Annotated in this window: 13 protein-coding genes; 7 read left to right on the top strand and 6 right to left on the bottom strand. The window is 57.5% G+C overall.

Going from position 1 to position 14,331, the window contains the following annotated elements:
• Positions 1 to 6: 6 nt before the first annotated feature.
• The gene (fdnG, locus tag ACMGGH_RS04985) at positions 7 to 3,057 is read right to left on the bottom strand and encodes a formate dehydrogenase-N subunit alpha (RefSeq protein WP_100171272.1); all 3,051 of its coding nucleotides are present in this window, start codon (positions 3,055 to 3,057) and stop codon (positions 7 to 9) included.
• A 371-nt stretch (positions 3,058 to 3,428) separates the two neighbouring features.
• On the opposite strand from fdnG, the gene fdhD reads away from it, so the two are divergent.
• Both fdhD and ACMGGH_RS04975 read left to right on the top strand, forming a co-directional pair.
• Positions 3,429 to 4,265: a formate dehydrogenase accessory sulfurtransferase FdhD gene (gene fdhD, locus ACMGGH_RS04980; RefSeq protein WP_047366787.1), complete on the top strand. Its 837-nt coding sequence runs from the start codon at positions 3,429 to 3,431 to the stop codon at positions 4,263 to 4,265.
• A 114-nt stretch (positions 4,266 to 4,379) separates the two neighbouring features.
• Positions 4,380 to 4,592 (top strand): DUF1471 domain-containing protein, encoded by a 213-nt coding sequence (locus ACMGGH_RS04975; protein ID WP_028014869.1) that lies wholly within the window; start codon positions 4,380 to 4,382, stop codon positions 4,590 to 4,592.
• Positions 4,593 to 4,632: 40 nt separating this feature from the next.
• On the opposite strand, the gene ACMGGH_RS04970 is transcribed toward ACMGGH_RS04975, so the two are convergent.
• Together ACMGGH_RS04970 and ACMGGH_RS04965 are read right to left on the bottom strand one after the other, a co-directional pair.
• Positions 4,633 to 4,956 carry an AzlD domain-containing protein gene (locus ACMGGH_RS04970; RefSeq protein WP_028014868.1) on the bottom strand — a complete coding sequence of 108 codons (324 nt, stop codon included), beginning with the start codon at positions 4,954 to 4,956 and terminating at the stop codon, positions 4,633 to 4,635.
• Positions 4,956 to 5,615, bottom strand: coding sequence for an AzlC family ABC transporter permease (locus ACMGGH_RS04965; protein WP_028014867.1), 660 nt, complete (start codon positions 5,613 to 5,615; stop codon positions 4,956 to 4,958). The genes ACMGGH_RS04970 and ACMGGH_RS04965 overlap by 1 nt, the downstream gene beginning before the upstream one ends.
• 103 nt (positions 5,616 to 5,718) lie before the next feature.
• Here ACMGGH_RS04965 and ACMGGH_RS04960 point away from each other — a divergent pair, with 103 nt between their 5' ends.
• From ACMGGH_RS04960 to ACMGGH_RS04940, 5 genes are all read left to right on the top strand, one after another.
• Positions 5,719 to 6,267, top strand: a complete 549-nt coding sequence (locus tag ACMGGH_RS04960) for a helix-turn-helix domain-containing protein (protein WP_003861973.1) — start codon at positions 5,719 to 5,721, stop codon at positions 6,265 to 6,267.
• 17 nt (positions 6,268 to 6,284) lie between these two features.
• Positions 6,285 to 7,280: a LacI family DNA-binding transcriptional regulator gene (locus tag ACMGGH_RS04955; RefSeq protein WP_232949080.1), complete on the top strand. Its 996-nt coding sequence runs from the start codon at positions 6,285 to 6,287 to the stop codon at positions 7,278 to 7,280.
• A gap of 104 nt (positions 7,281 to 7,384) precedes the next feature.
• Positions 7,385 to 9,508: an alpha-galactosidase gene (locus ACMGGH_RS04950; RefSeq protein ID WP_232949079.1), complete on the top strand. Its 2,124-nt coding sequence runs from the start codon at positions 7,385 to 7,387 to the stop codon at positions 9,506 to 9,508.
• Between the two features lie 44 nt (positions 9,509 to 9,552).
• Complete coding sequence (locus ACMGGH_RS04945; protein WP_192987477.1) at positions 9,553 to 10,824, top strand: MFS transporter; 1,272 nt, start codon at positions 9,553 to 9,555, stop codon at positions 10,822 to 10,824.
• Between the two features lie 200 nt (positions 10,825 to 11,024).
• Positions 11,025 to 11,963 (top strand): Abi family protein, encoded by a 939-nt coding sequence (locus ACMGGH_RS04940; protein WP_420299072.1) that lies wholly within the window; start codon positions 11,025 to 11,027, stop codon positions 11,961 to 11,963.
• Between the two features lie 38 nt (positions 11,964 to 12,001).
• On the opposite strand, the gene rhaM is transcribed toward ACMGGH_RS04940, so the two are convergent.
• From rhaM to rhaD, 3 genes are read right to left on the bottom strand one after another with little or no spacing between them, the layout of a single operon-like run.
• Complete coding sequence (rhaM, locus tag ACMGGH_RS04935) at positions 12,002 to 12,316, bottom strand: L-rhamnose mutarotase (RefSeq protein ID WP_232949077.1); 315 nt, start codon at positions 12,314 to 12,316, stop codon at positions 12,002 to 12,004.
• Positions 12,313 to 13,461, bottom strand: coding sequence for a lactaldehyde reductase (gene fucO, locus ACMGGH_RS04930; RefSeq protein ID WP_232949076.1), 1,149 nt, complete (start codon positions 13,459 to 13,461; stop codon positions 12,313 to 12,315). Before fucO ends, rhaM begins: the two co-directional genes overlap by 4 nt.
• A 30-nt stretch (positions 13,462 to 13,491) precedes the next feature.
• Positions 13,492 to 14,322 carry a rhamnulose-1-phosphate aldolase gene (gene rhaD, locus ACMGGH_RS04925; protein ID WP_045260243.1) on the bottom strand — a complete coding sequence of 277 codons (831 nt, stop codon included), beginning with the start codon at positions 14,320 to 14,322 and terminating at the stop codon, positions 13,492 to 13,494.
• Positions 14,323 to 14,331: the final 9 nt, after the last annotated feature.

Below are 14,331 nucleotides of genomic sequence, written 5' to 3'. Positions count from 1 at the left end.
TCTCCGTTACACCTTTTCCACGTTCACGAGGAAGGCCTTAAACTCCGGCGTCTGCGTGTTCGCATCGCCGACGAACGGCGTCAGGGTGTTCGCAATGAACCCTTTCTTCGCCACGCCCTCATAGCCCCAGTGAATTGGGATGCCGATGGTATCCACCTGCTGACCGTGAACGTTCAGCGTGCGAATACGCTTGGTCACCACCGCCTTGGCCTTGATGTAGCCGCGGTTAGAGGAGACCTTCACGGTATCGCCATGGGCAATGCCGAGCTTGTTCGCCAGCTTCTCGCCGATCTCCACAAACTGTTCCGGCTGCGCGATGGCGTTAAGCAGCGCGTGCTTGGTCCAGTAGTGGAAGTGTTCGGTCAGACGGTAAGTGGTGCCCACGTACGGGAACTTGTCTTTTTTACCCAGCGCTTCAAAGTCGCCCTTGAAGATACGCGCTGCCGGGTTAGAGACCACGTTCGGGTGCAGCGGGTTGGTGCCCAGCGGCGTCTCAAACGGCTCGTAGTGTTCCGGGAACGGCCCTTCCGCCATCTTGTCGATAGCAAACAGACGGCCCATCCCTTCAGGCTGCATGATAAACGGCCCAACGTCGCTGCCTGGTGCGGCAGTGCTGTAGTCCGGAATATCCACGCCGCCCCATTTCGCGCCGTCCCACTTCAGCAGCTGACGCTTCGGATCCCACGGGTTACCCTGCGGGTCAGCGGAGGCACGGTTATAGAGGATGCGGCGGTTCAGCGGCCATGCCCATGCCCAGCCCAGCGTATTGCCGAGGCCCGACGGGTCGGCGTTGTCGCGGTTGGCCATCTGGTTGCCTTTCGGCGTCCAGCTACCGGCAAAGATCCAGCAGCCGCTGGAGGTGGTACCGTCATCGCGCAGGTGGGCGAAGGTGCTGAGCTGATCGCCTTTCTTCGCCAGAACCGCGCCGGTGGCCGGGTCGATAACGTCCGCCAGCGCCTTACCGTTGCTCTCCATGGCCACTTCTTCCGGCGCAGGATTTTCCGGCGTCGAGTAGTTCCAGGTCATGTTCAGCACCGGCTCAGGGTTCGCGCCGCCTTCTGCCGCATACATCTTACGCAGGCGTAAGAAGATACCGGCCAGGATCTCGCCGTCGTTCATGGCGATGCCCGGGGCGTCCGCGCCTTTCCAGTGCCACTGCAGCCAGCGGCCGGAGTTGACGATAGAACCGTTCTCTTCCGCGAAGCAGGTAGACGGCAGGCGGAACACTTCGGTCTGAATTTTCGACGGATCGACGTCGTTCGACTCACCGTGGTTCTGCCAGAAGGTCGAGGTTTCGGTGTTGAGCGGGTCAATCGTCACCAGGAACTTCAGCTTCGAGAGGGATTCAACAACCTTGTTCTTGTTCGGGAACGACGCCACCGGGTTAAAGCCCTGGCAGATATAGCCGTTGACCTGGCCCTGGTGCATCATCTCGAAGTACTGGAGAACGTCGTAACCTTTGTCCCACTTCGGCAGCCAGTCAAAGCCCCAGCTGTTTTCCGCCGTCGCTTTGTCACCGTAGAAGGCTTTCATCAGCGAGACGAAGAACTTTGGATAGTTGCCCCAGTAGTTCACCTGGCCTTCGAGCAGCGGTTTTGGCGTGCTGGCCGTCAGGTAGGTCTGCAGATCAGTCTGTTTCTCGCTTGGCAGGTTCATGTAACCCGTCAGGCTCTGAGACAGCAGGCCGAGGTCGGTCAAACCCTGGATGTTAGAGTGACCGCGCAGGGCGTTCACGCCGCCGCCTGCCATCCCCATGTTGCCGAGCAGCAGCTGAACCATCGCCATGGTGCGGATGTTCTGCGCGCCGATGGAGTGCTGCGTCCAGCCGAGTGCATACAGGAACGACGCGGTTTTGTCCTTCGCGCTGGTCTCCGCGATCAGCTCGCAGACCTTCAGGAAGTCCGCCTTCGGCGTGCCGCAGATGTTCTCAACAACGTCCGGCGTGTAGCGGGAAACATGCTCTTTCAGCAGGTTCCATACGCAGCGCGGGTGTTGAAGAGTGGTGTCGCGCTTCGCAAAGCCTTTCTCATCCAGCTCGTAGTTCCAGCTGGTTTTGTCGTACTTGCGTTTTTCCGCGTCATAACCGCTGAACAGGCCATCTTCGAAGTGGTAATCCTCACGCACGATCAGGCTGGCGTTGGTATAGGCTTCGGTGTACTCGCGGTTATATTTTTCGTTGGTCATCAGGTACAGCAGTACGCCTGACAGGAAAGTGATGTCAGTACCTGAACGAATAGGGGTGTAGAAATCCGCCACTGACGCAGTACGCGTAAAGCGGGGATCGATCACAATCAGTTTCGCACCGTTGTGGATTTTGGCTTCCATCGCCCAGCGGAACCCGACAGGGTGCGCTTCAGCGGCGTTACCGCCCATCACCACAATGAGGTTGGCGTTCTTGATGTCGACCCAGTGGTTGGTCATCGCACCGCGACCAAATGTTGGAGCAAGACTTGCTACCGTTGGTCCGTGTCAGACACGCGCCTGGTTGTCGACCGCGAGCATACCGAGTGCGCGCGTGAATTTCTGGGTTAAATAGCCGGTTTCGTTGCTGGAGGCAGAAGCACACAGCATCCCGGTGGAGAGCCAGCGGTTGACCGTGACGCCGTCGGCGTTCTTCTCAATAAAGTTGGCATCGCGGTCTTCTTTAATATGTTTTGCGATGCGGTCAAACGCCTCTTCCCAGCTGATTTGCTGCCATTTATCGGAGCCAGGTGCGCGATATTCCGGGAATTTCAGACGGCTTTCGGAGTGGATAAAGTCCACCAGACCGGCCCCTTTCGGGCACAGCGCGCCGCGGTTGACCGGATGGTCCGGGTCGCCTTCGATATGGAAAATAGACGCTTTGGCGTTTTTCGCACCGTCGCCGAGGCTATACATCAACAGCCCACAGCCGACGGAGCAGTACGTACAGGTGTTACGGGTTTCGCGGGTGCGCAGCAGTTTGTACTGCCGCGTTTCCGCCAGCGCTACGCCGGGCGCAAAGCCCAGTGCCGCCGCCGTGGTGCCTGCCATACCGCCAGCGCAGATCTTAAAGAACTGCCTTCTGCTGACCTGCATGGGTCACTCCTTGTTCGACATTGCTTATATATGTAGTTTTAACTTCGCGGTTGAGAATTGACCGCAAAGGAGAAAAATTTGCGTTAATCCCTCATTTCTCCGAGGGATATCATCAGAATACCACAATGTCGGTATACCTGTTCCAACGGCGTTAATACAAAGTGAACGTATTATCACTGTGTTGATTATAAAGTGTGATACTGATCACACTATAAGCTCTGCATGTTAAAGGGGTGTAGCGGGGGCCGGGTTGCACCTCTTCTTAATGAGTAGGACAATGAGTGTCGAAAAGTTGATCCATACTATGCGTAAGGCCTGCGGTTTATGCTGCAATAGCAGGCCTACTTCCGTGGTTGTTCAGGAATACCGCTGTGTCTAAACAAAACCGTGCTACCCGCTCATCGCCACTGCCTGCGGGCATTGTGGAAATGTCGGTACGCAGACCGCCCCACATTACCCATGCCACACCCGATTTTCTGGCTGAAGAAGTGCCCGTTGCCCTCGTTTACAACGGTATTTCGCACGTGGTGATGATGGCCTCACCTAAAGATCTCGAACTGTTCGCCATCGGTTTTTCCCTTTCGGAAGGCATCATTGCGCACCCGCAGGAGATCTACGGCATGGACGTGGTTCAGGCGTGTAACGGTCTTGAAGTGCAAATCGAACTCTCCAGCCGCCGCTTTATGGGGCTGAAAGAGCGCCGCCGCGCGCTGGCCGGGCGTACCGGGTGCGGTGTCTGTGGTGTTGAGCAGCTTAATGATATTGGCAAGCCCGTTGCGCCACTGCCGTTTACCCAGACCTTCAATCTGGCGCATCTCGACCGTGCGCTGGAAAATCTCAACGATGTTCAGCCCATCGGCCAACTGAGCGGTTGCACGCACGCGGCGGCGTGGGTATTGCCGTCAGGAGATATTGCTGGAGGGCATGAGGACGTGGGCCGCCACGTCGCGCTCGACAAGCTATTAGGCCGTCGTGCGGGGGAAAGCGATCTCTGGCAGCAGGGCGCGGCGCTTGTTTCCAGCCGCGCCAGCTATGAGATGGTGCAGAAGTCCGCGATGTGCGGCGTGGAAATTCTGTTTGCGGTGTCGGCGGCAACCACGCTGGCGGTGGAGGTGGCGGAGCGCTGCAATCTGACGCTGGTGGGGTTCTGCAAGCCGGGCAGGGCGACAATTTATACCCATCCGCAGCGGTTAATGGTTGATCAGTAATTTTGAACGATAATAGCAAATCCTTCCGCTTTTAGTTGTTCAGGATGAGGGCTAGTATTTATCTCATCAAGGCACGGTGCCTTACCTAAACAACTTAATGAAAGGGTTTATATCATGAAAAGCATCAAAACTTTTGTCGCTGTAATCGCTCTGGCTACTTCTTTCGGTTCTTTCGCTGCACAGACAGTGACCGCCTCTGCTTCCACCATTGATAGCGCAGAAGCGAAAATCGCGGCTCAGGCTCAGGAAGCGGGCGCGTCATCCTACAAAATTACCCAGGCGTTCACCGGTAACCGCGTACACATGACCGCTGAACTGAACAAATAATTTCGCCATACCGTCGAAAGAGCGCCCCTGGGGCGCTTTTTTAGTTTATACCCGCCAGACGCAGCAGCGCCGTCACCACCGCCGCCGCGACGATCACCACAATTAACGGCATTTTTCGCCATGCCAGGAACACCGCGAACCCCACGCCCAGCACGCGCGCCATGCCCGCAAAATGTTCCCCTTCATAAAACGTGGTCGCCAGCGCGACGGAGAACAGCAAAACGGTAGCCGCATCGGAAAGCAGCGCCTGCGATCGTTCAGAAAGCGCCAGCCGGTTGCCCAGCTTTGCCCCGCCGAGACGCATCAGGTAGGTTCCGGCAGAAAGAATGGCGATGCCGAGAATAAAAAACGTCATATTTCCCATTATTTTTTCCTCGCAGCGAGACCGAGTAACGAAAGCAGAACCGGTAAACCCACCGGGGCAAACGGCACGGCAGCCAGTGATAGCGCGGCACCGCTGCAGGCGCGGATCAGCGTGGTACGGTTTTTAAACGCGGGAACCACTAACGCCAGCAGGATCGCCGGAAACACCGCGTCCAGCCCGATGGTCTCCGGGTCCGGCAGCAGTTTACCGACCATGGCACCCAGTAGCGCCCCCACCGGCCAGATAATCGCCACGCCTAAACCGCACAGCCAGTAGGCCGCTTTACGCTGCTCGGGCGTTTTTTGCGACAGGCCAAACACCACGCTTTCATCGTTCATGATGTGACAGCCGAGATAGCTCAAACCCCGTTTGCCCACCAGTTCACGCACCGTCACGCCAAACGGCACATGGCGCGCGTTGACCAGCAAACCGGCGGCCGCTGCCGCCAGCGGGTTACCTCCGCTTGCCACAATGCCGATAAACATAAACTCGGATGCGCCCGCCAGCACCGTGAGGGAAAGCACAAACGGCACCCACAGCGGAAAACCGTAGGCCATCGCCAGGGAGCCGTAAGACATGCCGACCACGCCTACCGCGAGGCAGACCAAAATTATCGCTTTTATCGTGTCGCCTTTCAGGCAAGAGAGGGGATTCTTCATATCATTTTAGCCATATCGAACGTATTTCCATTATAATGAACGCATCAAAATCGTTTTACAAGATGAACGAATCGTTCGTTATAGAGAGACAGAGGCCGTTTTTATGACGCAGCCAATCAGCGTGATCGCCAAAAGTCTGGTGCGGGAACGCCTGCGAACCGGGCTGTCACTGGCGGAAATTGCCCGCCGTGCCGGGATCGCCAAATCTACGCTTTCTCAGCTGGAGTCTGGCAACGGCAATCCTAGCCTGGAAACGCTCTGGTCGCTTTGCGTGGCGCTGGATATCCCGTTTGCCCGGTTACTGGAGCCGCAGCAGCCCGTCACGCAGGTGATCCGCCGCGGCGAGGGCACCAAGGTGGTTGCCGGGCAGGCAAACTACGAGGCGATTTTGCTGGCGGCGTGTCCGCCGGGCGCGCGTCGTGATATCTATCTGCTGCTGACGCAGCCGGGCGCAGACCGTATTTCCCAGCCGCATCCGCCGGGGTCGGTTGAGCATATTATCGTGACCCAGGGGCGGGCGATGGTCGGCCTGATCGACGCGGCGGAAGAACTCGGCCCGGGCGATTACATTTGCTACCCTGCCGACCAGCCGCATATCTTTAAGGCGCTGGAGCCAGACACCCACGCCCTTCTGGTGGCGGAACAAAATTAACGAAGATACGGAAAATCATGTCGCTCAAAGCCATTGCTAAAGAACTGGGGCTGTCCGTCACTACCGTCAGCCGCGCCCTCAACGGGTATGACGATGTTTCTGCTGAGACGCGCGCCCGCGTGGAGGCGGAGGCCCAGCGCCGTGGTTACCGACCTAATACGTTTGCGCGCCGCCTGAAGATGGGCAAAATTGATGCCGTCGGCCTCGTTTTTCCCGTGCATCCTGTTCCGCTCAATAACAGCGTTTTTATGGACATGGTCGGCGAAATTAGCCACGAACTGGCGCGACATGAGATCGACCTGCTGCTCATCGCCGACGATGATCTGGCGGATAAGCACAGCTATATGCGCATGGTGCAAAGCCGCCGCGTGGATGCGCTGATTGTGGCCCACACGCTGGATCACGATCCGCGACTTGAACAGCTGCAGGCCGTCGGATTCCCTTTTCTGGCGCTTGGCCGCAGTCAGCTGCCGCAGCCGTACGCGTGGTTCGACTTCGACAACTATGCTGGCACGTACCAGGCCACCCGCTGGCTGATTGAGAAAGGCCATCAGCGCATCGCCCTGCTGGGCGAAAGCAATAATCAGGCATTCATCACCCAGCGGCGACAGGGCTACCTGGACGCGCTGCGGGAAGCCGGGCTCTCCAGCGAATGGCTGCGCGCTATGCCCCCTTCGCGCCGCGTGGGGTATGCCACCACGAAAGAACTTCTCTCCCTGCCGCAGCCCCCCACGGCCATCATTACCGACTGCAACACCCACGGCGACGGCGCGGCGATGGCGCTGGCGGAACTGGGCCGCCTGACAGACGAGAACGCCGTTGCGCTGGTGGTTTATGACGGACTTCCGCAGGACAGCATCGTTGATGCTGACGTGGCGGCAGTGATCCAGTCCACTCGTCAGGGCGTCGGGAAACAGATTGCCGATATGGTGCGCCAGCTGATTAACGGCGACGACGTCGAACGGCTCCAGGTGCTCTGGCAGCCCGAATTCTTCCCGGGCCAGACGGCCTAAACCGCGTAAATTTCCAAACCCGATCACAGATCCGAAACGTTTTGGTTTGTATCCGAAACGTTTCGGATCAACACTCAAGACATCCCGACGACAGGAGATGTCTGATGCAAGATGCCATTTTACGACTCGAAAGCACCACGGTTGACGTGGTGATAAAAACCCAACCGTTCGCCGAAATTCTCTACTGGGGGCCGCACCTTCAGCACTTTTCGCCGCAGAATGTCGCTACGCTGGCGCGGCCGGTGGCAAACGGCAGGCTGGATGTGGACTCCCCGGTGACGCTGATGGCCGAACTGGGGCACGGGCTGTTTGGCTCGCCCGGTATTGAGGGGCATCGCCAGGGGCTGGACGGTTCCCCGGTGTTTAAAACCACGCAGGTGCAGCAGGACGTAAACACCCTGACGATAACCGCCGAAGATGAATGCGCGGGGCTGCGTCTGACCAGCGAGCTGACGCTGGAGGCCAGCGGCGTGCTGGTGGTGCGCCATGGGTTAACCAACCTGAAAGCGCTGGCGTGGCAGGTGGACCGATTCGCCGTCACGCTGCCAGTGGCCGAGCGCGCGCAGGAGGTAATGGCCTTTCACGGACGCTGGATCAGAGAATTTCAGCCGCACCGCGTCACGCTTGAACACGACAGCTTTATCATTGAAAACCGTCGGGGTAAAACGTCCCACGAACATTTCCCGGCGCTGATCGCCGGTACGCCATCGTTCAGCGAAATGCAGGGCGACGTCTGGGGCGTGCATCTGGGCTGGAGCGGCAACCACCGCCTGCGCGCCGAAGCGAAAACCGATGGTCGCCGTTATATACAGGCCGAAGCGCTCTACCTGCCGGGTGAAATGGCGATTGAAGAGGGCGAAACGCTCTGGACGCCGCGCCTGTATGCCAGCTACTCCCCGCACGGGCTGAACGGCATGAGCCAGCAGTTCCACCGCTACCTGCGCGACAGCATCATCCGCTTCCCGGAAAACAAACCGCGCCCGGTACACCTCAATACCTGGGAGGGGATCTACTTCAGCCACGATCCGGAGTACATCATGCGCATGGCCGACGAGGCCGCCGCGCTGGGCGTGGAGCGCTTTATCATTGACGACGGCTGGTTCAAAGGCCGCAACGACGACCATGCCGCGCTGGGCGACTGGTACCTGGATGAGAAAAAATACCCGAACGGCCTGACGCCGGTAATCAGTCACGTTAAACGGCTCGGCATGGAGTTTGGCATCTGGATCGAGCCGGAGATGATTAACCCGGATTCCGATCTGTATCGCGCGCATCCTGACTGGGTGCTGGCGCTGCCGGGCTATCCCCAGACGACCGGACGACACCAGCTGGTGCTCAATCTCAACATCCCGCAGGCCTTTAATTATCTCGTGGAGCGCATGAGCTGGCTGCTGGGCGAGCATGCGGTTGACTACGTGAAATGGGACATGAACCGCGAGCTGGTGCAGCCCGGGCACAACGGTAAAGCTGCCGCCGACGCGCAGACCCGCCAGTTTTACCGCCTGCTGGACGTGCTGGGCGAGCGTTTTCCGCACATTGAATTTGAATCCTGCTCCTCCGGCGGGGGGCGAATCGATTATGAAGTGCTGACCCGCAGCCATCGTTTCTGGGCTTCCGACAACAACGACGCGCTGGAGCGCAACACGATCCAGCGCGGCATGAGCTATTTCTTCCCGCCGGAGGTGATGGGGGCGCATATCGGTCATCATAAATGTCACGCCACCTTCCGCCAGCACAGCATCGCTTTCCGTGGGCTGACGGCGCTGTTTGGGCATATGGGGCTGGAGTTGGATCCGCTCACCGTCGATGCGCAGGAGCGTGAGGGCTATCGCCATTACGCCGCGCTGTATAAGCGGTGGCGCGAGGTGATTCATCACGGTACCCAGTGGCGCGTGGACATGCCGGATGCCACCACGCTGGCGCAGGGTATAGTGAGCGAAGACAAAACGCAGGGGCTGTTTATGGTCAGCCAGCTCGCGATGCCGGATTACACCCTGATGATGCCGCTGCGCATGCCGGGGTTAGACGCCAGCGCGCAGTACCGTATTACGCTGCTGGATCATCCGAACATTCAGATTACGGGCGAGGGGGGGCACACCATGCGCAAGCTGCCGGCGTGGATGGAAGCCCCTCAAACGGCAAGCGGCGAATGGCTGATGCGGGCGGGTATTGCTCTGCCGATTCTGGATCCGGAAACCGCCATTCTGATTGGCGTAGAACGCGTGTAAAGGTGACGGGCCGGGCAACCGGCCCTCCGTTGAGGATAAAAATAATGAACACAACAACCTGTACCCACAAAGACAACCCCAATTTCTGGATCTTCGGGCTGTTCTTCTTTCTCTACTTCTTCATCATGGCCACCTGCTTTCCGTTCCTGCCGATTTGGCTGTCGGACATCATCGGTCTGAACAAAACCCATACCGGGATTGTCTTCTCCTGCATCTCGCTGTCGGCCATCGCGTTCCAGCCGGTGCTGGGCGTCATTTCGGACAAGCTGGGGCTGAAAAAACACCTGCTGTGGATAATCTCGGTGCTGTTGTTTCTGTTCGCACCGTTCTTCCTGTTCGTCTTCGCGCCACTGTTGAAAACGAATATCTGGCTGGGCGCGCTGAGCGGCGGGCTGTATATCGGCTTTGTTTTTTCAGCCGGATCCGGGGCGATTGAGGCCTACATTGAACGCGTGAGCCGCAACAGCTTCTTTGAGTACGGCAAGGCGCGCATGTTTGGCTGCCTCGGCTGGGGGCTGTGCGCCTCAACGGGCGGCATCCTGTTCGGCATCGATCCGTCGTATGTTTTCTGGATGGGATCGGCGGCGGCACTTTTGCTGATGCTGTTGCTGGTGGTCGCGAAACCGAAGCCCAACCAGACGGCGCAGGTGATGAACGCCCTGGGCGCGAACCAGCCGCAGATCACCGCTAAAACCGTGTTCAACCTGTTCCGCCAGCGCAGAATGTGGATGTTCATCCTGTACGTGATTGGCGTGGCCTGCGTGTATGACGTTTTCGACCAGCAGTTTGCCACCTTCTTTAAAACCTTCTTCGCCACGCCGCAGGAAGGGACCCGCGCCTTTGGTTTTGCCACCACGGCGGGGGAGATTTGTAACGCCATCATCATGTTCTGCTCGCCGTGGATCATTAACCGCATCGGCGCGAAGAACACGCTGCTGATCGCCGGGGTGATTATGGCGACGCGCATTATCGGCTCGTCGTTTGCCACCACCGCCGTGGAGGTCATCGCCCTCAAGATGCTGCACGCCCTGGAAGTCCCGTTCCTGCTGGTGGGGGCATTCAAATACATTACCGGAGTGTTTGATACGCGCCTGTCGGCCACCATCTACCTGATTGGTTTTCAGTTTGCCAAACAGTCGGCAGCGATTTTCCTCTCCGCCTTTGCCGGAAATATGTATGACCGGATCGGCTTCCAGGAGACGTATCTGATGCTGGGCTGTTTCGTGCTGGCGATTACGGTGGTATCGGCGTTTACGCTGAGCAGCAGGCGGGAGATTGCTGCACGAAGTAACACGGTGGAGGCGAACCAGGCATAGGCGCTGTAAAACGACGAAACCCACCAGAGGTGGGTTTCATAAATCGCTTTGCCTATGGTGTACGCAACCAGAACCTATAAAAAGGGGAAGTAGACAGTACAGGCTTTCAGGACCGAATTCTAACGGTTGAAGGATCCACCGTCAACTGTATCTACAGGTCTATGGTATGCTTCGGCACATCGTTCTGGGAGCACGAATAAATGCCGCAAGCTACTAATTATAAACCGATTATTTCATTGATCTCATCAATACGTCTGGACGGATATCGCACAACGTTTCGTCCGAATAATGAATGCGAATTATACGGCATATACATCTGGTCTCAGCATGCAGCAGCGTCCATTTATCCTCTCCTCCAAAACCTTGAGATCTCTTTAAGAAACGCCGTCGACAGAGAAGCCAGGGTGAGATTTGGCGATATGTGGTGGGAAACGATTCACTGCACAAAAGACCGGGATGAGTGTCATTTCTATAAAAACATCGAAAAGGCTAAAGAGTGCCTTACCCGGGAATGGCGCAAAAAAGAGATGAGACGCAGGCGAGGAGCTTATGCTCAGGTGCAACCGGTCCCGGAATGGAGTCACGATCGTATTATTGCCTCAACGGATTTTAGTACCTGGCATTATGTTTTGAATAATGAGTTTAACGCTCCTGCGCCGCGAGATAACCACGGGTATTTATGGCCAAAATCATTGAGTAAAGTCTTTAAAAATTACGCCAGAATCAACACGAACCCGCAAAAAGTCAGAAAAACGCTGATCGATCTCATTTTTGAACTGAGAGAGTATCGCAACCGTATTTCCCATCACGAACCTATCTGGGTTAAAGCGCCAAACGTGAATGACGCAAGAACGGCGATTGATACGATAAGAGTCAAGATAAACAAGATTGAACTTATCATCGAAGCCCTTGATATTAATCTGCTTAAGGTGATGAAAAAGGTAGGGCTGTTTGAGAATGCCAGACGCGTTTGTTCACTAGAAGAGCTTAATATCTTTCGTTATACGAAACCGTTTTGTGCGTTATCGCCCGAGCAGATTGCCGTTATTGAACAGTACTGTCACGATGCGAAAGAGAGGAACGAAACCATCATCTGGGAGCATGATACGGTAGTTTATGGATTGAGAACCTTGCGCTAAAAGCAGGTGACGCGTGCGTTCCATCACCTGCTTTGCCGTTACGCTAAGTAAAACACCTCTTTCAGTTCCGAACTCACCGGGCTGTTATCCGGGTTCGACGGCATGACGTCAGCCATATATTTCCACCAGCGCTGGCACACGTCGGTATTCGCCACCGCGTTCCAGCGCTCCTCCGACTCAATCTCCACCGTCGCAAACAGCAGGTTGCGTTCTCTGTCGAGATAAATGGCGTAGTGGTGCGCGCCGTGGTCTTTCAACACCGCTGCAAGCTCGGGCCAAATCGGATTGTGTCGACGCGCGTACTCCTCGTGCGCGTCCGGGTTTACCTGCATCACAAACGCTTTGCGGATCATAATGCCTCCAGATACAGCTCGCGGACCTCGTCGCGGCTGGCGGTGCGTGGGTTGCACGGCGCACACGGATCGGCGAGGGCTTTATCCAGCCAGCCTTCGATATCGGCTTTGGTGACGCCGAGCTGGCTGAAGCCGGACGGAATGCCGACGCGGGCGCTCAGGTCACGAATCGCCTGAATCGCTGCCATGCTGGCGGCCTCGTCGCTCATTTCGCGCGTGTCAACGCCCATTGCCTGCGCCACGCGGGCAAAACGCGCGACCGCGTTCGGGCGGTTAAAGTTTTCGATGATCGGCAGCAGGATGGCATTACATACGCCATGAGGCAGGTTGTGCGTTGCGCCCGGCTGGTGCGCCAGAGCGTGTACCAGCCCCAGCCCGGCGCTGTTAAACGCCATACCCGCCAGGTACTGACCGAAGGCCATCTGCTCGCGCGCTTCCAGGTTATGACCGTCGTCAACCGCTTTCGGCAGCCAGAGGTTGATCAGGCGAATCGCCTCCAGCGCGTTGGCATCGGTCAGCGGGTGCGCGCCAACGGACACGTAGGCTTCAATGGCGTGCGTTAACGCATCCATGCCGGTTGCGGCGGTCACGGAGGCCGGAATATCAAGCATCACGCTGGCATCGTCCACGGCAATATCCGGGATGATGTTCGGGTCGATAATCACCTCTTTCACCTGACGCGCGGAGTCGATGATCACTGCGTTGCTGGTCATCTCTGCCGCGGTGCCTGCGTTAGTGTTGATCGCCACCAGCGGCACGCCTGCGTTTTTCACCTTGCCGACGCCGGAGTAATCGGTAGACGGGCTTGGATTAGCGGTGAGGATTTTAATCGCCTTGGCGGTATCAATCGGGCTGCCGCCGCCAAAGGCGATGATGTAATCACACTCCGCGTCCCGGTAAGCCGCAAATCCTTTTTGCACCAGCGCTTCCGTCGGGTTCGGAAACACCTCATCGAACAGGTGATATGACATCTGATGGGCGTCCAGCGCGGTAAACAGGCTGTCGAGCAGGCCCAGTTTCACCAGTTGGCCGTCGGTGACAATCAGCGCTTTGCCCCACTGCCTGGTCGCCACCAGGGTGACCATATCGCCGATTGCACCAGCGCCATGCAGGCTAATTTTGGGAAGTGCCAACATAAAGCTCATGATAATTCTCCTTAACTATCGCCTGTGGCGTTACGCGTATAAATCCAGGGCCGATTGCATCGGGGTAACGCCAAAACGTTTGCCCAGCGCGATCAGCTCTTCCCGGGTGATGGTCTGCTTCATGCCGCCCATGGAGTAGACCTTCACCAGCACCTCCGCGGATTTCTCGGCGGTGTCGATCAGGCCGAAGGTTTCATCCAGCGTCGGACCGCTGCCGAAGACGCCGTGGAACGGCCACAGCACCAGGGCGTGCTTTTGCATATCCGTCGCGGTCGCCTGGCCGATTTCGTCGGTACCCGGCACCATCCACGGCAGAATACCGACACCGTCCGGGAACACCACCAGGCATTCGGTACTGCCTTCCCACAGCTTGCGGGTAAAGAAATCAGAATTATTTTCCAGCACGTAGGTCAGGGCGATCAGGTTAGTGGCGTGGCAGTGCATGATGACGCGGTCTTTGCCGTCAGTCGCCTTGATGCGTTCGCAGTGGGAGAGGAAGTGCGCCGGCAGTTCAGAGGTCGGCACCGCGTCGTCCGTTAGCCCCCACAGAATGTGGTAGCCCGCGCCGTCGCTGTCTACCCTCACGACGCCGAGATTGGCTTCCGGGTCCAGTTGAACGTTTCGGAAGAACTTGCCGGAGCCGGTAACGATAAACGGCGTGTTGGCGAGCAGCGGCATCGGCTGACTCAGGGCAATATATCGCGGCTTCTGGTGAAAATCGGCGGCGTACGGCTCGATGTCCGCATCGTCCAGGCGCAGCGTGAGGTTGCCGCCGTTGCGCTCGTCCCAGCCCTTCAGCCAGGCGTCGGAGGTGGCTTTGATCATGCCCTGGACGAACCAGGAGGTGGTGATGGTCTGCATACAGTGTTT

This window comes from Enterobacter sp. BNK-16, assembly GCF_048684955.1.
Taxonomy (GTDB): domain Bacteria; phylum Pseudomonadota; class Gammaproteobacteria; order Enterobacterales; family Enterobacteriaceae; genus Enterobacter; species Enterobacter bugandensis.
The sequence above is the reverse complement of the archived record's forward strand: the minus strand, read 5'-3'. Positions and strand labels throughout refer to the sequence as shown.